Source organism: Streptomyces fodineus (genome assembly GCF_001735805.1).
Lineage (GTDB): Bacteria > Actinomycetota > Actinomycetes > Streptomycetales > Streptomycetaceae > Streptomyces > Streptomyces fodineus.
Window position 1 is genome coordinate 6,476,649 of record NZ_CP017248.1, and the last position, 17,238, is coordinate 6,493,886.

Consider the following 17,238-nt stretch of genomic DNA (forward strand, 5'->3'; position numbering starts at 1 on the left):
ACACGCGCTTCATGCGCGGCAATGTGTCAGCAACAGAGGGTGCGACAGCTCGTGAGGTGGCTCATGAACAGCATGTTCCTGGCCATGAGCGACCCCTGTCAACATTCGGAGTTTCTGAATTAAATAGCCCCAGGTGACGCGCCCAGCGGATCCCGGAACACCACGTCAAGGGCCACTGAACCGCCCGCCACCGCCAGCACGGAATCCGGGAAACTCGTCGGCAGCACCGCCGCCGTACGGCGATTTCCGGCCGCCTCCCGCAGCGCGCCCAGGCACTCCTCGAAGTGGAGGGCACCGACCTCGGTGACGACGACCGTCTCCGGGTTGAGCACATCGAGCAGCAGCCCGGCCGCCCGCCCGGTCGTCCGGGACCGCTCGACCAGCAGCCGCCGGGCCACCGCGTCCCCGGCCGCCGCTGCGGCCACCACATGCATCGGATTGGCCGAGCCGATCACCCCGGCCGCACGGGCCCGCCGGCACAACGTCCGCTCGCTCAGCTCCACTTGAAGGCAGCCGCTACGGCCGCACGGGCAGGGCTCGGTGCCGCCCGGCACCGGCAGATGCGCGATCGCCCCGGCCGCCGAACGCGGCCCGTGGTGCACCTCGTCGTTGGTGGCGAAGGCCGCGTCGACCACGTTGCCCACGAACAGATGCAGCACGCTCCGGCTGCCCCGGGTCCGCCCGAACAGCCGCTCCCCGTTCACCAACGCCCGTGCGTGCCCGTCCACATGGACCGGCAGGCCGGTGCGGGCGCCGAGCAGCTCCCGCACCGGCACCTCGCGCCAGCCCAGCAGCTGGTGCTCGACCACGGTGCCCGTCTCCCGGTCCACCCAGCCGCCGACCGCCACTCCGACGCCCAGCGGCCGGCGGCCCGGCACCCCGGCGAGCAGCTCCGAGAGCGCTCCGGCGGCCCGCGCCAGCACCCAGCGGGGATCGGTGCGTTCATGCTTCAGCTCGCGCCGGGCCACCACCCGGCCCCGCAGATCCAGCAGCGCGACCGTCGTGTACGGCACCGCCACATGCACCCCACCGACCAGGAACCCCGTGTCGTCGAGGTCGACGGGGACATGCGGCCGGCCGACCCCGTTCGAGCGCCGGGGCGCGGCGGACTCCCGGATCAGGCCGAGCCCGGTGAGCCGGGCACAGTGCTCGGTGACCGACGCGGGCGACAGTCCCGTCAGCCGGGCGACGGTGCTGCGCGCCACCGGCCCGTGCTCCAGCACGGACCGCAGCACGACACTGGCGCTGGTGCGCAGCCGGTCGCTGTCGGCGGCACGCGGAGCGGGCGGGACAAGGGGGGATACCGCGGTACGGGGCATGGAGGACCGTCCTCGGGAACGGGGCCGACACGTCTCGGAGTTCGAGGGGTTCGCATGTCGAGGGGTGCGAAGCGAGAGGCGTGCCGAGCGGTCCGCCCCTACCCCGGGCGGCGACAGGTGGCCGTGCCCTGGCGTCGCAGGTCGACATAGCGACGCGACGTGAAGTACCGGGCCTGGGCAACCATGCGTTCGAAGCTAGCAAACGGAGGCTTTGGCGGGAACCCACAGCCCCGCCTCGCCGTGGGGAAGTGAGCCGAGTGTGTCCACCTCAGTGACCGGTATCACGCCGTACCCGGTGTAACCCACATCCTTTGTGCGGAGCCCACCAAGGCCCTGCTCAAGCCTTTGTCGACCGATGACGGTGATCGACGCGAGCGGCCCGGTATAGCGTCACGGTGTTCCCACCTGTCCACTCACCCGCGGAGTCCCCATGAGCACCGCCACCGTCACCGCTCGCCCCGGCGCAGTCCTCGCCGACCTGCTGCCTGCGTCCCGTGTCCGCGACGCGGCCCTCGTCGCCGGCGGTGCCGTGCTCACCGGCCTCGCGGCCCAGCTGGCCGTCCCGGTGCCCGGCTCCCCGGTGCCGGTGACCGGCCAGACCTTCGCCGCGCTGCTCGTCGGCACCGCGCTCGGCGCCCGCCGCGGCTTCCTCTCCCTCGCCCTGTACGCGCTCGCCGGTGTCGCGGGCGTGCCGTGGTTCGCGGGCGGCACCTCCGGCGCGGCCTCCGTCTCCTTCGGCTACATCCTCGGCATGCTGCTCGCCTCGGCGGCCGTCGGCGCCCTGGCCCGGCGCGGCGCGGACCGCTCGCCGCTGCGCATGGCGGGCGCGATGCTCCTCGGCGAGGCGATCATCTACGCCGTCGGCGTGCCCTACCTGGCCCTCGCCGCCGACCTGTCCCTCGCCAAGGCGGTCGCGCTCGGCCTCACCCCGTTCCTGATCGGCGACGCCCTCAAGGCGGCCCTGGCGATGGGCGCGCTGCCCACCGCCTGGAAGTTCGCCGGCAAGCGCTAGACGCCGTAGTTCCTGCGGAAAGAGGTTCGCCGGGTCGTACGTCTCCTCGACCCCGGCGAGCCTCTTTCGCGTCTCGGGGTCGTACGGCGGTGACCAGCTCGATTCAGGGCTTCTGGCAGGTGGGGCACCAGAAGAGGTTGCGGGCGGCGAGGCCGGCGGTGCGGATCTCGGTGCCGCAGATGTGGCAGGGGAGGGTGGCGCGGCGGTAGACGTACACCTCGCCGCCGTGGTCGTCGACGCGGGGCGGGCGGCCCATGGCCTGCGGGGTGTGCTCGGCCCGGACGGTGTCGATCCTGTTGTTCCGGACCCCTTCGTGCATCAGCGCGACGAGGTCGCCCCAGAGGGTCTCCCACTCGGCCGGGGTGAGGTCCTTGCCCGCGCGGTAGGGGTCGATGCCGTGCCGGAAGAGGACCTCGGCGCGGTAGACGTTGCCGACACCGGCGACGATCTTCTGGTCCATGAGCAGCGCGGCGATCGTCGTACGGCTGCGGGAGATCCTGCGGTACGCCGCGTCCGGGTCGGCGTCCTCGCGGAGCGGGTCGGGGCCGAGGCGGTCGTGTACGGCCCGCTTCTCGACGTCCGTGATCAGCGCGCAGGTGGTGGGGCCGCGCAGGTCCACGTACGCGGTGTCGTTCCTGAGCCGGAGGCGGACGGTGTCGGTCGGCGGGGGTGCGGGGGCGTCACCGAAGCCGACCTTGCCGAACAGGCCGAGGTGGATGTGGACCCAGTCGGTGTCCCGGAAGCGGAGGAAGAGATGCTTGCCGTGCGCTTCGGTGGCCGTCAGCTCGGCTCCGTCCAGCAGGGCGGCGGCGTCGGAGAACTTGCCCTGGGGGCTGGTGACGCGCGGGACGGTGCCTTGGAAGCGCTCGGCGTAATCCTGGGCCAGCCGATGGATGGTGTGCCCTTCGGGCAAGGCGAGGGTGTCCTTCCGGTTCTTTCCGGCCCGCCCACCCGTCTCGGCCGGCCGAGACGGGTGGGCCGATGCCGAGCCGACGGAGCCTACTGCTGAGGGTGGTGCGCAGGGATCGGCGGCAGGTCGCCCGTCGTCTCGTACGCCGACAGCATGTCGATCCGTCGGATGTGACGCTCGTCACCGGAGAACGGCGTGTTGAGGAAGGTCTCGACGAACTTCGTCGCCTCCTCCGTGCTGTGCATGCGCGCACCCACGGCCACGACATTGGCGTTGTTGTGCTGCCGGCCGAGCGACGCGGTCTCCTCGCTCCAGGCCAGTGCCGCCCGCACGCCCTTCACCTTGTTCGCGGCGATCTGCTCCCCGTTGCCGGAGCCGCCGATCACGATGCCGAGGGCGTCGGGGTCCGCGGCCGTACGCTCGGCGGCGCGCAGGCAGAAGGGCGGGTAGTCGTCCTGGGCGTCGTAGATGTGCGGCCCGCAGTCGACGGGCTCGTGCCCCGCCGCCTCGAGCCAGTCGACGAGGTGGTTCTTGAGTTCGTAGCCCGCATGGTCGGAGCCGAGATACACGCGCATGCCATGAGTGTGACACGCCCCATCCGGGGCAGCAGCCTCGGGTCGCGACGCCGGATCACCGGACCGCCAGGCCTGGAAAATGTGAGCGGGACCATAGAACCTCAAGGGAACCTCAAGTAACGATACGGATTCAGAGGTTCCCGAATCGGTTCGCCTCCGATTCACTGGACCGACTCGTACACCGCTCGTACGACATGTTCCGCCTGGCGTAAAGGAAATCCGTCCATGACCCCTGGTTCGGGCCTCCAAGCAGGACTCAAGAACCGCCACCTGACGATGATCGCGATCGGTGGTGTCATCGGAGCCGGCCTCTTCGTCGGTTCCAGCTCCGGAATCGCTACCGCGGGACCCGGCATCCTCCTGTCCTACGCGGTCGTCGGCACCCTCGTCGTCCTCGTGATGCGGATGCTCGGCGAGATGTCCGCCGCCAACCCCACCTCCGGCTCCTTCTCCGCGCACGCCGACCGTGCCCTCGGCCGCTGGGCCGGGTTCTCCATCGGCTGGCTCTACTGGTTCTTCTGGGTCGTCGTGCTGGCCGTCGAGGCCACCGCCGGCGCCGGGATCCTCCACGGCTGGGTCCCGGACGTACCGCAGTGGGCCTGGGCGCTCATCGTGATGACCGTGCTGACCGCGACCAACCTGGTCTCCGTCGGCTCCTACGGCGAGTTCGAGTTCTGGTTCGCCGGTATCAAGGTCGTGGCGATCGGCGCGTTCATCGTCATCGGTCTGCTGGCCATCTTCGGGGTGCTGCCGGGTGCGCACGCCGACAAGGCGTCCTTCGGCAACCTGACCAACCACGGCGGCTTCCTGCCGCACGGCCCCGGCGCCATCCTCACCGGTGTCCTGCTGGTCGTCTTCTCCTTCATGGGCAGCGAGATCGCCACGCTCGCGGCCGGTGAGTCGGAGGACCCGCAGCGCGCGGTCACCAAGTCCACCAACAGCATCATCTGGCGTATCGGCGTCTTCTACCTGGGCTCGATCCTGGTCGTCGTCGCGCTGCTGCCGTGGAACGACCCGTCCATCAAGAAGGACGGCTCCTACGTCGCCGCGCTGAACTCGCTCGGCATCGCGCACGCCGGCGAGATCATGAACGTCATCGTGCTGACCTCGGTGCTGTCCTGTCTCAACTCCGGCCTGTACACGGCCTCCCGCATGGCCTTCTCGCTCGGCGAGCGCGGTGACGCCCCGAAGGCGTTCGCCCGCACCACCTCCCGTGGTGTGCCGATGACGGCCATCCTGGCGTCGGTCGTCTTCGGCTTCGTGGCGGTCTTCTTCAACTACGCCTACCCGAAGACCGTGTTCCTCTTCCTGGTCAACTCCAGCGGCGCGGTGGCCCTGTTCGTGTGGCTGGTCATCTGCTTCTCGCAGCTGCGGATGCGCAGGATCATCCAGCGGGAGGCGCCGGAGAAGCTCGTCGTGCGGATGTGGCTCTACCCGTACCTGACCTGGGCGACGGCCCTCTTCATCGTCGGCGTCCTCGGCTACATGCTGACCGACACCAAGGGCGAGAGCAGCGGCCGTACGACCGTGCTGCTGTCCGTGGGCGTGGCGGCGGTCGTGGTGCTGATCGCCGTGATCAAGCAGAGGTTCGTGGGGGACCGCCCGGCCCCGGCCGTCGAGGCCCAGGCCGACAAGGTGTCCGTCGGCTGACCCGCCCCGTTCCCCGCCCACAGCACGGTGAAGGTCCCCCCTTCACCGTGCTGTGCTGTATGCCGTGAAGGCCCGGGCTACGGCCGGAAGGCGGCGGTCTAGAAGCCGTGCGGCAGCCACGGGGCCACCGGCGAGCCGAACGCCACCGACGCCTCCGCCAGCGCCCCCGGCCGCCGCTCCCGTATCCGCCCGGCCGCCGCGAGCGACAGCAGTGTCACCCCGCCGAGATAGGCCGCACCCAACTCCCGTACGGAGAGGGAGAGATCGGCGGCATCGGTCGTACGTTCGCAGGACGCGCCCTTCGCATCGCCCGTCAGGCGCCAACGCCCCGCGTTCCACGGGCAGAAGGTGTCCTCCACCTCCAGCACGACATCCACGGGCACCTGATACGTCCGCGCCGACAGCGCCGTACCGATGTCGACGAGACGGACGTACGCGTCGTCCCTCAGGCGCGGCCGGCAGCGGCGGGTGTCCGAGACGAGGTACCGCCAGGCGTCGTCGACCGGCCGCGAGTTCACCGAGAGCGTCGTCATCAGGTCGATGCCGAACAGGAACCGCCACAGCGCCGCCCCGGTGACGGGATCGAGCGCGGCCAGGTCCTTCAGCTGCACCGTGCCGTCGTGCCCGCTCTCGCTCCAGCCGATCCTGGTGCGGAACCGGGCGTACCCGGTGACCTCGCCGTCCCGTTCGGCCACCACGCACTGCAACGCCGACGCCCCGTCCCGCTCGCTCTCGGGGTCGAGAAGACCGGCCCGCTCCCAGCCGGGCTGCCGGGCCAGCATCCCGGGCCGCAGCGGCACCAGCGCCGCGTAGACCGCCTCGCAGGCTTCGAGGACGTCGGCGGGGGTCGCGTAGCGCAGCCGTACGTCCTCGACGCCGGGCGGCAGGGACAGCGTCACCCGGCTCGTGTCGATCTCGGCGCTCGTACGGAAGGTCGCCGCGGCGTACCCGAAGCGGCCGTAGATCGCGGGCTCGGACGCGGTGAGCACCGCGAGCGGCTCGCCCAGCGCGCGTACGTCGTCCAGCTGCCGGCGCATCATCGAGGTCAGCACCCCGCGGCGCCGGTGGGTGGCCGCCACCCCCACCATGGTGACGCCCGCCGTCGGGACCGCGGCCCCGCCCGGCACGGTCATCCGGAAGCTGAACGCCCCCGCCGCCCCCACGATCTCGTCGCCGTCCCATGCCGCGAGCGAACGGTCGAACTCGGTGAGGGACCTGTCCAGTTCGCGTTCCTCGGCCGGTACCGCCGCGGCGCCGAAGGCGCGGAACAAGACGTCGTACCACCGGTCCCAGTCGGACTCGCGCAGCACCTTCAACCCGGTTCCCCGATCAGTCCCCATGAGCCATGCCTATCAGGGCATTGCGGGGCGAGCCAGCGAATTTCTCCCGGACGGCGGCGCGATGGCCTCGCGTGCCGTTCACTGTGAGGACGAACGGCGAAGCGGAGCCTCGCACGGGGGACAAGTGGGACCTCCCGTGCCAAGCGGCCGGTCCGATGGATAGGGTCCCGAGCTAATGGCAGCAGGACGAGAGCGGCGATCGAAGGCCGAGACGTTCACGGCCCGGTGGAAGATGCAGTGGCACCGGGTCCGCACCGGGCTGCGCAGAAGCGCCGTGGACTACTTCCGCGGCGACGGCTCCGACTGGATCGCGTTCGTCGGGCTGCTGCTCACCATCCCCATCCTCATGTCCATGACCCTGGTCGACTCGGTGTGGTGCTCCCCGGCCGCCCTGGTGCTGCCGATCGTCGCGGGCGGACTGCTGCTGCGCCCGGCGAGCCTGCTCGGCCTGTACGCGGCGGCGGCCACCGCGCTGATCGTGGAGTCGGTGCGGCTCGGCCCGTACACCGAGGGACCCTCGCGGGTCACGCCGGGCGTGGTCCTGGTCGTGGCCGCGTGCGGTTTCTTCGGCCTGCTCACGGCCCAGTTCCGCAGCCGGGTCGGGGTGCCCTGGCGGCGCGGCGGCACCATGCTGTTCGACCTGCGCGAGCGGATCCGGGTGCAGAGCAAGCTGCCGAAGCTGCCGCAGGGCTGGCACCACGAGATGGCGCTGCGGCCGGCCGGCGGTCAGTCCTTCTCCGGTGACTTCGTGGTCGCCTCCCGCACGAACGGCGGCCGCACACTGGAGGTCGTGCTCACGGACGTGTCCGGCAAGGGCATGGACGCGGGATCGCGCGCCCTGCTGCTGTCGGGGGCCTTCGGGGGTCTGCTGGGCTCCCTGCCCCCGCACGCCTTCCTCCCGGCCGCGAACGGCTACCTCCTCCGCCAGGACTGGGACGAGGGCTTCGCCACCTCCATCCATCTCGTGCTGGACCTCGACTCCGGCGACTACGAGCTGTACTCCGCCGGGCATCCGCCGGGGCTCCAGCTGAGCGCGGGCAGCGGGCGCTGGGAGGAGAAGGCCGCCGAGGGTCCGCTGCTCGGTGTGTACGACGGCGCCCAGTTCGACCCCGTGAAGGGCTCGCTCCGGCCCGGGGACGTGTTGATGCTGTTCACAGACGGTCTGGTGGAAACCTCCGACCGCGACATCGTCGAGGGCATCGACCGTCTCACCGGCGAGGCCGACCGCTATGTCGCGGGCGGCTTCCACGGCGCCGCCTGGCACCTCATCGAGGCCGTCGCGAAGGACGTCAACGACGACCGCGCCCTCCTGCTCATCTGCCGCCAGGCGACACCGCTGACCCGCTGAGGCCCGCACGCGCCCCGTGCCGCGCCGGGCCCGGCTCCCGTACGGCACCCGCCCTTCCGGGGCCCCGCCCGCGACCGCCGCCGTGGCGCCCCGCCGGGCGCCCGTGCCGGTGCCGGCCATCCGCGCGCCTGCGGCGAGCCACCGCCGGCGTCCCGGGGTCGTGTTCGGCGGACCGAAGCCGTACGTATCCGGTACACCGCGAGCCGTGCCCCGTACGGTCGTTGGGACACTGGACGCATGACACAGCTCACGCTCGCCGAAATCGAGGTCCTTGCCCGTGCCGCCCACGAGGGGCAGACCGACAAGGCGGGCCGGCCCTACGCCGAACATCTCGCCGCCGTCGCCGCGGGCGTGCGCGCCCGGGGCGGGGACGCGGAGCAGATCGCGGCGGCCTGGCTGCACGACGCCGTCGAGGACGACGCGCTGACCCGGGAGTGGCTCGCACAGGCGGCGCTGACGGCGCGTACGAAGGCCATCGTGGACGCCCTCACCAAGCGGCCGGGAGAGGAGCCGGAGGCGTACGCGCGGCGGATCCTCGCCACCGACGGCGCACGACTGGTGAAGGAGGCCGACCTGGCGCACAACGCCGACCCGGAGCGGCTGGCGGTCCTGGACGAGCCGACCCGGAAACGGCTGACCGAGAAGTACGCCCGGATGCGCGCACTTCTCGGTCCGGGCCGGCCGGGTCCTACGCGCTGACCTTCGCGTGTTCCCTCAGCCGCCGCTCGCGGGCGAGTTGGGCCGGGTCCTGCTTGAACGCCCACTCCATCCGCGGCTCCACCGCGAACCGGAACACCCGTTGTACGGGTTTGGTGCACAGCAGGGTGACCACGCCGGCCGCGAGGACGGTCATGAAGACCTCACCGAGCGGGGTGTGCAGCCAGGCCTCGTCGAACCAGCCGCGGTATTCGCCGGCCTTCCTCAGGAAGCCGTGCAGCAGGTAGCCGTAGAGCGTGCCCGCGCCGATCGCCGTGAACCAGGTCGTCCGGCCCGGCACCCAGGAGAAGAAGCAGGCGGTCAGCAGCATCGCGCAGCCGAACATCGCCAGGGTCATGACCGGACCGGTCCACCAGGGCGCCCCCATCCCCGGCGCCGAGTCACGGCGGTAGAACCACACGGTGTTCATCCGCGGCGCCGCCCACCAGCCGACGAGCAGCGCGGTCGCGAACACCGGCACCGACAGGATCCGCACCGAGTGGCGGCGCACCAGCCGGAAGTGCTCGGGCTTCAGGGTCAGCCCGAGCACGAAGTACGGCAGGAACTGCAGGAGGCGCTGCATGTTCAGGACGTCGCCGATGTGTGAGGTGACGGTCGCCAGCATGGCGATCACGAGGGCGAGCGGCACCGGCCACCGCACCAGCCGCCAGATCGGCGTGGTCAGCCGCCAGACGAACAGGGCGCACAGGAACCACGTCAGGTAGAAGGGGTAGACGAGGCTGATGTCCTGTCCGGGGTTGTGGTTGAAGTAGCGCTCGAAGAGCGAGTAGGCCGTCTCGAAGACGACGTACGGCACGGCGACGCCCGTGATCAGCCGCTTGAGCCGGGCCGGGCTCAGGTCGAAACTGCGGGAGAAGTAGCCGGAGATGAGGACGAACGCCGGCATGTGGAAGGTGTACACGACGTCGTACACGCCCTGGAGGATGCGGCTGTCGCTCTTCAGCGGCTCCCACGAGTGCCCCATCGCGACGAGCACGATCGCCAGGTACTTGGCGTTGTCGAAGAACGCGTCGCGCGGTTTGCCGTCGCGCTGTTCGCCCGGTCTGTCCGCCTTCTCCGGCCCCCTCGGCACACGCATCGGGGTATGCGGACCGGGCACTCCGTCCGCCGGCGACTGTGCCGGGGGGAGCGGCCTGCGGTTCTGGCCGGGGGGCGGCGCGGCGTCAAACATCTCAGGCACCCTAGCGTCGTCTATGGATTTCGTAAAACTCCCGCAGCCATTCCCGGTTAACGCCTTCCGGGGCCCGCCTATTTACCGAACTCGGCGTCTCTGCCTACGTGATGGTGTGCACACAGGGGTCGTCAGTTCATCCCTGATGTCCCGATTCATCCAGACTAAATGGTGCATACGGGGTCTCTGTGCCATCAATTCGTCATCAATTCGAATTACCTGCGAACAGGATGTGTGGAGAGGGAAACGAAGCCGCGTATTTCCCCGGGAAGTGGCCTGCGGGCACCCGGTCGAATTACTGTGCGGCGGGTCGCCCGTGCCGGGTCCCGTGCCCGACGTTGTGTCACGGGCCGCATGAGGTGGCCGGGTTGGTGGCACGATGGTCCTGGCGGGGGCGCGGGCCGTGCCTCCGGGCCGGGAGAGGGACCGACCGAGGGTGTGATCAGTTGTGGCCATTTCACTGTCTGTGGTGCTGCTGTTGGCGATCATCCTGGTGGTAATGCTGCGAGGAGGGAACATCAAGGCAGGGCCCGCGATCATCGCGGTCCTCTTCGGCTTCTTCCTTGCCTCGACCGGCATGGCCCCGTCCATCGACCGCTTCCTGAACTCGATAGCCGACTCGATCAGTTCGATCAAGTTCTGACCCGGTGAGGGGCCGCGGCCCGCGGATCGGAACAGGCTGGACAACTTCACACCATGGGCCACAGACCCGGCGGAGCCGGACGGCCGGCAGCGTCGGCACGGGCGTGGTGCACCTCGCCCGGTCCGACCGGGTGGAGCCGGGCGGCCGGCAGTGTCGGCACGGGCGTGGTGCGCCTCGCCCGGCCCGCCTCCGCCGTCGGCTCGCGATCAAGGCCGTGCACGGCCGGCACGCCGCCGATGACGAGTACCGCCTCCGGTCCGGCCGCGAGGTGGCCACCGCGGGCCAGGCCGGCGGCGCCTTCACGGCCTCCGTGGCGGACGCCTCTACATCCTCGGCGAGGACGTCGTAACTCACGTCCCCCGCCACGGCCCGCTGCCCCCGGAACCGCTGCGCGAACTCGCCGCGGGCCTCCTCGCCCAGGCCGTGCGTGACATCCACCGCGCCGCGACCTGAACCGGCCGACGTCGTGCTCGCCGAGGACGGACGGCCCACGCGCCATCGACTTCGCTGCCGTCCCGCGCCGCCGAGTCCACCACCGCCGACGCTTGAGGAAACCGCCCGCTCGACCGAAGCCGAGAGCGGGGGAGAGCACCCCCTTCATGAGGCCGGCCCGGCCACCGACGTCTTCCTCCTCGGCGAGGTCGTCGTGTACGCCGCCACCCGGAGCGGGCCCCTTCGACAGCGCGAGCCCCTCGGGAGACGGCGAACCGGGTCTTTTCTGCCTGGAGCAACACCCCAGGAGCCGACCGACCCCCGAGAAGCTCCTGGACTTCCTCCGCGACGCCCGGCTGCCTTCGGTCTCGCCGGCGGCGGTGTCCGCGCCGTGCCCCGGACGCCGGAGCCGTCAGCGGCGGACCGGGCCTGCCCGAGCTTGGCACCGAGCCGTCCCCGCACCACCGGCGCCGTAGGACGGCGCCTGCTGGCGCACCTGGCGCCGGGGGAGGCCGGGAACCCGGCGGCCAAGGGTTCCGCCGCCCTGCCGGCGGCCCCTTCGGTCTCGCCGGCGGCGGTGTCCGCGGCGCTGTTCGACCGAGCACCGGACGCCGGACCCGTCAGCGGCGGACACCGAGCCGTCCCCGCACCACCGGTGCCGCAGACCGGCGCGGGTGGCGGCTGCCGTCGCCCTGGCCGCCACCGGCACCGTCGTCCTGGCCCGCGACGGCGGAGGCGCCCCGCACACCTGCCTGGCCTGCTGGCGCACCAGGCGCCGGGGGAGGCCGGGAACCCGGCGGCCAAGGTTCCGCCGCCCTGTCGGCCGGCCCCCCTTCGGTCTCGCCGGCGGCGGTGTCCGCGGCGCTGTTCGACCGCACCCGGACGCCGGACCCGTCTGCGTGGACCGGACCCGTCCGCGCCGGACACGGTGCCGTCCCCGCACCACCGGTGCCGCAGGCCGGCCCTGACGGCCGCCGCCGTCGCCTTGGCCGCCACCGCCACCGCCACCGGCACCGTCCTCCGGAACCGAAGACCCTCCAGCGCACCCTGATCACGCCCCCCGAACGCGCCAGGGCCCGGCCCCGCCGAAGCGGAACCGGGCCCTGGGTCGGTCGGAGCGACCGATCGGAGCGGGCGACGGGAATCGAACCCGCGTAGCTAGTTTGGAAGACTAGGGCTCTACCATTGAGCTACGCCCGCGACAGTGCGCCGCAGGTCCGTGACCGCGGCACTGGAGGCATCGTAGCGGGTCGCCCGCCGCCGAGGCCAACGACTTCGATCGTGCGGCCCGCCTCGAAGAATACGGCCGACGGATCCGCCCGGGGCATGTACCCTACGTGTCGCACCAGACGGGGTGTGGCGCAGCTTGGTAGCGCGTCCGCTTTGGGAGCGGAAGGCCGTGGGTTCAAATCCCGCCACCCCGACCAACGGCTCGCGACGTCCCGATGATCGCCTTTTGGGGCGCTGACCGGCTGCGGTTACTATGCAAGCTGCGCGCCCGTGTGTCCCGGCCCACTCGGCCTACGAACTCCTTCGGGCGGCGAATCCGCCGGACCAGTCTGGCCCCGGCAGAATCCAAGAAGTCAGCCACAAGGAGACCGAACCGTGAAGAGCGCCGTGGAGACCCTGAACCCGACCCGGGTTCGGCTCACTGTCGAGGTGCCCTTCGAGGAGCTCAAGGACAGCCTCGACGCGGCGTACAAGAAGATCAACCAGCAGGTCACGGTGAAGGGCTTCCGCAAGGGCAAGATCCCCGCCCGTGTCATCGACCAGCGGTTCGGCCGTGGCGCCGTCCTCGAGGAGGCCGTCAACGACGCGCTTCCGAAGTTCTACACCGAGGCGGTCAACGAGGCCGAGCTCAGCCCGCTGGGCCAGCCCGAGGTCGACATCACCGAGCTGAAGGACGGCGAGACGCTGAACTTCACCGCCGAGGTCGACATCCGCCCGGCCCTGGAGATCCCGGACTACTCCGGCATCGAGGTCGAGGTCGACGCCGTAGAGGTCTCCGACGACGACGTCGAGAAGTCGGTCGAGCAGCTGCGCGAGCGCTTCGCCTCCACCTCCCCGGTCGAGCGCGCCGCCGAGGACGGCGACGTCGTCACCATCGACCTGGAGGCCAAGGTCGACGGCGAGGTCCTGGAGGACGGCATCGCCAACGGCGTCTCCTACACCATCGGCTCCGGCGAGCTGCTGGACGGCATCGACGACGCCGTGAAGGGCCTGGAGGCCGGTGGCGAGGCCACCTTCACCTCCGAGCTCAAGGGCGGCTCCGCCGCGGGCCGGGAGGCCGAGGTCACCGTCAAGGTCACCCAGGTCGCCGCCCGTGAACTGCCCGCGCTGGACGACGACTTCGCGCAGCTCGCCTCCGAGTTCGACACCCTGGACGAGCTGAAGGCCGACAGCCGCAAGCGCCTCGCGAACATGAAGCAGTTCGACCAGGCCACCCAGGCCCAGGAGCGCGTCCTGGAGAAGCTCCTCGAGCTGGTCGAGGTCCCGGTCCCCGAGAAGCTGCTCGAGGACGAGATCAACACCCGCAAGCACAACCTTGAGCACCACCAGCTCGGCCAGATGGGCCTCACCCTCGACAAGTACCTGGAGATCCAGGGCAAGACCGCCGAGGAGTTCGAGACCGAGACCCGCGACGCCGCGGTCAAGGGCATCAAGACCCAGTTCGTCCTCGACGAGCTGGTCAAGAAGGAGCAGCTGAACGTCAACCAGGAGGAGCTCACCGAGCACCTCATGCGGCGTGCGGCCTCCTCGGGCATGTCCCCCGACCAGTTCGCCCAGGCCGTCGTCGAGGGCGGCCAGGTGCCGCTCCTGGTCGGCGAGGTCGCCCGTGGCAAGGCGCTGGCCGTCGTGGTCGAGGCCGCCACGGTGAAGGACACCAACGGCGAGATCGTCGACCTGGACGACGAGGAGGAGACCGAGACCGCCGTCGAGACGGTCGAGGCCGCCGAGGCGTCGGAGACCTCCGAGGAGAACGCCGAGGGCTGAGCGGCCCTGCGGCGCCTGTAAGGCACGTACAGCGGGCCCTGGGGACTTTCCCCGGGGCCCGCTGCCGTACCCGGGGACAGTGGCCTCCGGGGGCAGGCCCGGCCCCCGCGAAGCGACGGGCCCCGCCCCTGCGAAGCGACGGGTCCCGCTCCCGCGAAGCGACCTGCGCTCACAGCGAACAGGTCACTTCCCGGGATTCCCCGAAGGGACCATCGCGTTAGGGTCCATGAAAGGCAGAACAATGAGACGGCCCGGCGCCGTCGCAAGACGAGCAGGTGGATACGTGACGAATCTGATGCCCTCCGCCGCCGGCGAGCCTTCCATCGGTGGTGGCCTCGGCGACCAGGTCTACAACCGGCTGCTCGGCGAGCGGATCATTTTCCTCGGCCAGCAGGTTGACGACGACATCGCCAACAAGATCACCGCGCAGCTGCTGCTCCTTGCCGCCGAACCGGACAAGGACATCTACCTCTACATCAACAGCCCCGGCGGTTCGGTGACGGCCGGCATGGCGATCTACGACACCATGCAGTACATCCCGAACGACGTGGTCACGATCGCCATGGGCATGGCCGCCTCGATGGGCCAGTTCCTGCTTACCGGCGGCGCCGCCGGCAAGCGCTTCGCCCTGCCGCACGCGGACATCATGATGCACCAGGGCTCCGCGGGCCTCGGCGGTACGGTCTCGGACATCAAGATCCAGGCCGAGTACCTGCTGCGCACCAAGAAGCGCATGTCCGAGCTGACCGCGCGCCACTCCGGCCAGACCGTCGAGACGATCATCCGCGACGGCGACCGCGACCGCTGGTTCACCCCGGAAGAGGCCAAGGAGTACGGTCTCATTGACGAGATCATCACGCACGCCTCGGGTGTTCCGGGAGGCGGCGGCACCGGTGCCTGACCGGCCCGGCCACGCCACGCACCGCCGAGACCAAAGCCCCCAGAACGCCACCAGGACGGTGAACACCCCATGAGCAACTTCCCCGGCGCCGCCAACGGCATGTACGAGGGGCCCCGCCCCGACAGCCGCTACGTCATCCCGCGCTTCGTCGAGCGCACCTCCCAGGGCATCCGCGAGTACGACCCGTACGCGAAGCTCTTCGAGGAGCGCGTGATCTTCCTGGGCGTCCAGATCGACGACGCCTCCGCCAACGACGTCATGGCGCAGCTGCTGTGCCTGGAGTCGATGGACCCGGACCGGGACATCTCGATCTACATCAACAGCCCCGGTGGCGACATGACCGCCCTCACGGCGATCTACGACACCATGCAGTTCGTCAAGCCCGACATCCAGACGGTCTGCATGGGCCAGGCGGCCTCCGCCGCGGCGATCCTGCTCGCGGCCGGTACGCCCGGCAAGCGCATGGCGCTGCCGAACTCCCGTGTGCTGATCCACCAGCCGGCGGGCTCCACCGGCCGTGGTCAGCTCTCCGACCTGGAGATCATCGCGAAGGAGTTCACCCGGATGCGTGACCAGCTCGAACAGATGCTGGCCAAGCACTCGAACCAGCCGCTCGAGAAGATCCGCGAGGACATCGAGCGCGACAAGATCCTCACGGCCGAGGAGGCGCTGGAGTACGGCCTCGTCGACCAGATCATCTCCACCCGCAAGCTGAACAACGCCGCGGTCCGCTGACGCGGAACGGCATACTCCGAGCCCCCCTTGGCACGGTGCACGTCAAAGTGAACCCTGCCAAGGGGGGCCCGAACACCGGGCCCGGCAAGGTACCGTCGGACATAAGGCAGCACCAGGAGCCGCTGGACTCGAAAGCGTCCGGGCGTCTCCCAGGCGAAGGGGAAGCACACCGTGGCACGCATCGGTGACGGCGGCGATCTGCTCAAGTGCTCGTTCTGCGGCAAGAGCCAGAAGCAGGTCAAGAAGCTCATCGCAGGGCCCGGTGTGTACATCTGCGACGAGTGCATCGATCTCTGCAACGAGATCATCGAGGAAGAGCTCGCGGAGACCAGCGAGGTGCGCTGGGAGGAGCTTCCCAAGCCCCGCGAGATCTACGAGTTCCTCGAGGGCTATGTGGTCGGCCAGGAGGCGGCGAAGAAAGCCCTCTCCGTCGCGGTGTACAACCACTACAAGCGGGTCCAGGCGGGCGAGAACGGCGGCGCGAGCGGCCGTGACGACGCGATCGAACTGGCGAAGTCCAACATCCTCCTGCTGGGCCCCACGGGCTCCGGCAAGACCCTCCTCGCACAGACGCTGGCGCGCATGCTGAACGTGCCGTTCGCGATCGCCGACGCGACGGCGCTCACGGAGGCGGGCTACGTCGGCGAGGACGTGGAGAACATCCTCCTGAAGCTGATCCAGGCGGCGGACTACGACGTCAAGAAGGCCGAAACCGGGATCATCTACATCGACGAGATCGACAAGGTCGCGAGGAAGAGCGAGAACCCCTCGATCACCCGCGACGTATCGGGCGAGGGCGTCCAGCAGGCGTTGCTGAAGATCCTCGAAGGCACCACGGCCTCGGTCCCGCCCCAGGGCGGCCGCAAGCACCCCCACCAGGAGTTCATCCAGATCGACACGACGAACGTCCTGTTCATCGTGGGTGGTGCCTTCGCCGGCCTGGAGAAGATCATCGAGGCGAGGGCGGGCGCGAAGGGCATCGGCTTCGGCGCGACGATCCTGTCCAAGCGCGAGCTGGAGGCCAAGGACGTCTTCGAGGACGTCATGCCGGAGGACCTGGTCAAGTTCGGCATGATCCCGGAGTTCATCGGCCGTCTTCCGGTGATCACGTCGGTCCACAACCTGGACCGCGAGGCACTGCTGAAGATCCTGGTAGAACCCCGCAACGCGCTCGTGAAGCAGTACCAGCGCCTCTTCGAACTCGACGGCGTGGAGCTGGACTTCGAGCGCGAGGCCCTGGAGGCCATCGCCGACCAGGCCATCCTCCGCCAGACCGGCGCCCGGGGCCTCCGCGCCATCATGGAGGAAGTCCTCCAGGGCGTGATGTACGAGGTCCCGTCCCGCAAGGACGTGGCCCGAGTCGTCATCACAGCGGACGTGGTCCTCTCCAACGTCAACCCGACGCTGATCCCGCGGGATGCGCGGGGGCGGGGTTCGGGCGAGCAGAAGTCGGCATAATCAGCCGCCCGTCACGCATGCGACAAGGGCCCC

15 protein-coding genes and 2 tRNA genes are annotated in these 17,238 nt (G+C 70.3%); 11 read left to right on the forward strand and 6 right to left on the reverse strand.

All coding sequences use genetic code 11. The annotated features are described in order from the left end of the window. Positions 1–119 precede the first annotated feature (119 nt). Positions 120–1,319, reverse strand: a complete 1,200-nt coding sequence (locus tag BFF78_RS27735; RefSeq protein ID WP_069780891.1) for an ROK family protein — start codon at positions 1,317–1,319, stop codon at positions 120–122. 430 nt (positions 1,320–1,749) lie between these two features. Between BFF78_RS27735 and BFF78_RS27740 the strand changes: the two genes are divergently transcribed. Beyond that, a complete protein-coding gene (locus BFF78_RS27740; protein WP_069780892.1) occupies positions 1,750–2,331 on the forward strand; it encodes a biotin transporter BioY in 582 nt (193 codons plus the stop codon). Positions 2,332–2,434: 103 nt separating this feature from the next. Here the strand turns inward: BFF78_RS27740 and BFF78_RS27745 are convergent, their stop codons facing one another. After that, complete coding sequence (locus tag BFF78_RS27745; protein WP_069780893.1) at positions 2,435–3,244, reverse strand: Fpg/Nei family DNA glycosylase; 810 nt, start codon at positions 3,242–3,244, stop codon at positions 2,435–2,437. A gap of 86 nt (positions 3,245–3,330) precedes the next feature. Continuing rightward, entirely contained in the window at positions 3,331–3,816 is a 486-nt protein-coding gene (locus BFF78_RS27750) for a ribose-5-phosphate isomerase (RefSeq protein ID WP_069780894.1), read from the reverse strand. Positions 3,817–4,041: 225 nt separating this feature from the next. Between BFF78_RS27750 and BFF78_RS27755 the strand changes: the two genes are divergently transcribed. Beyond that, positions 4,042–5,466, forward strand: coding sequence for an amino acid permease (locus tag BFF78_RS27755; RefSeq protein ID WP_069780895.1), 1,425 nt, complete (start codon positions 4,042–4,044; stop codon positions 5,464–5,466). 98 nt (positions 5,467–5,564) lie between these two features. Here BFF78_RS27755 and BFF78_RS27760 read toward each other — a convergent pair whose 3' ends face one another. Further along, entirely contained in the window at positions 5,565–6,806 is a 1,242-nt protein-coding gene (locus BFF78_RS27760) for a GNAT family N-acetyltransferase (RefSeq protein WP_069780896.1), read from the reverse strand. A 175-nt stretch (positions 6,807–6,981) separates the two neighbouring features. On the opposite strand from BFF78_RS27760, the gene BFF78_RS27765 reads away from it, so the two are divergent. After that, positions 6,982–8,154, forward strand: a complete 1,173-nt coding sequence (locus BFF78_RS27765) for a PP2C family protein-serine/threonine phosphatase (RefSeq protein ID WP_069780897.1) — start codon at positions 6,982–6,984, stop codon at positions 8,152–8,154. Between the two features lie 237 nt (positions 8,155–8,391). Next, positions 8,392–8,853, forward strand: coding sequence for an HD domain-containing protein (locus tag BFF78_RS27770; RefSeq protein ID WP_069780898.1), 462 nt, complete (start codon positions 8,392–8,394; stop codon positions 8,851–8,853). Here BFF78_RS27770 and BFF78_RS27775 read toward each other — a convergent pair. Further along, positions 8,843–9,949 (reverse strand): acyltransferase family protein, encoded by a 1,107-nt coding sequence (locus tag BFF78_RS27775; protein ID WP_418346693.1) that lies wholly within the window; start codon positions 9,947–9,949, stop codon positions 8,843–8,845. The genes BFF78_RS27770 and BFF78_RS27775 overlap by 11 nt on opposite strands. A 541-nt stretch (positions 9,950–10,490) precedes the next feature. Here BFF78_RS27775 and BFF78_RS43720 point away from each other — a divergent pair. After that, entirely contained in the window at positions 10,491–10,685 is a 195-nt protein-coding gene (locus BFF78_RS43720) for a hypothetical protein (RefSeq protein WP_079161510.1), read from the forward strand. Positions 10,686–10,788: 103 nt separating this feature from the next. Next, positions 10,789–11,034 carry a hypothetical protein gene (locus tag BFF78_RS27780; protein ID WP_069780900.1) on the forward strand — a complete coding sequence of 82 codons (246 nt, stop codon included), beginning with the start codon at positions 10,789–10,791 and terminating at the stop codon, positions 11,032–11,034. A gap of 1,212 nt (positions 11,035–12,246) precedes the next feature. Here BFF78_RS27780 and BFF78_RS27785 read toward each other — a convergent pair. Next, positions 12,247–12,317 (reverse strand) — tRNA-Gly (locus BFF78_RS27785). A gap of 150 nt (positions 12,318–12,467) precedes the next feature. Here BFF78_RS27785 and BFF78_RS27790 point away from each other — a divergent pair. The 5 genes from BFF78_RS27790 to clpX all read left to right on the forward strand — a co-directional run bounded on the left by BFF78_RS27790 (position 12,468) and on the right by clpX (position 17,205). After that, positions 12,468–12,544 (forward strand) — tRNA-Pro (locus BFF78_RS27790). A 178-nt stretch (positions 12,545–12,722) separates the two neighbouring features. Beyond that, positions 12,723–14,111, forward strand: a complete 1,389-nt coding sequence (gene tig, locus BFF78_RS27795; protein ID WP_069780901.1) for a trigger factor — start codon at positions 12,723–12,725, stop codon at positions 14,109–14,111. Between the two features lie 295 nt (positions 14,112–14,406). After that, on the forward strand, positions 14,407–15,012 hold the full coding sequence (locus BFF78_RS27800; protein ID WP_069780902.1) for an ATP-dependent Clp protease proteolytic subunit: 606 nt from the start codon (positions 14,407–14,409) through the stop codon (positions 15,010–15,012). Positions 15,013–15,081: 69 nt separating this feature from the next. Next, on the forward strand, positions 15,082–15,747 hold the full coding sequence (locus BFF78_RS27805) for an ATP-dependent Clp protease proteolytic subunit (RefSeq protein ID WP_069780903.1): 666 nt from the start codon (positions 15,082–15,084) through the stop codon (positions 15,745–15,747). Between the two features lie 171 nt (positions 15,748–15,918). After that, positions 15,919–17,205 carry an ATP-dependent Clp protease ATP-binding subunit ClpX gene (clpX, locus tag BFF78_RS27810; RefSeq protein ID WP_069780904.1) on the forward strand — a complete coding sequence of 429 codons (1,287 nt, stop codon included), beginning with the start codon at positions 15,919–15,921 and terminating at the stop codon, positions 17,203–17,205. The last annotated feature ends 33 nt before the right edge of the window (positions 17,206–17,238 follow it).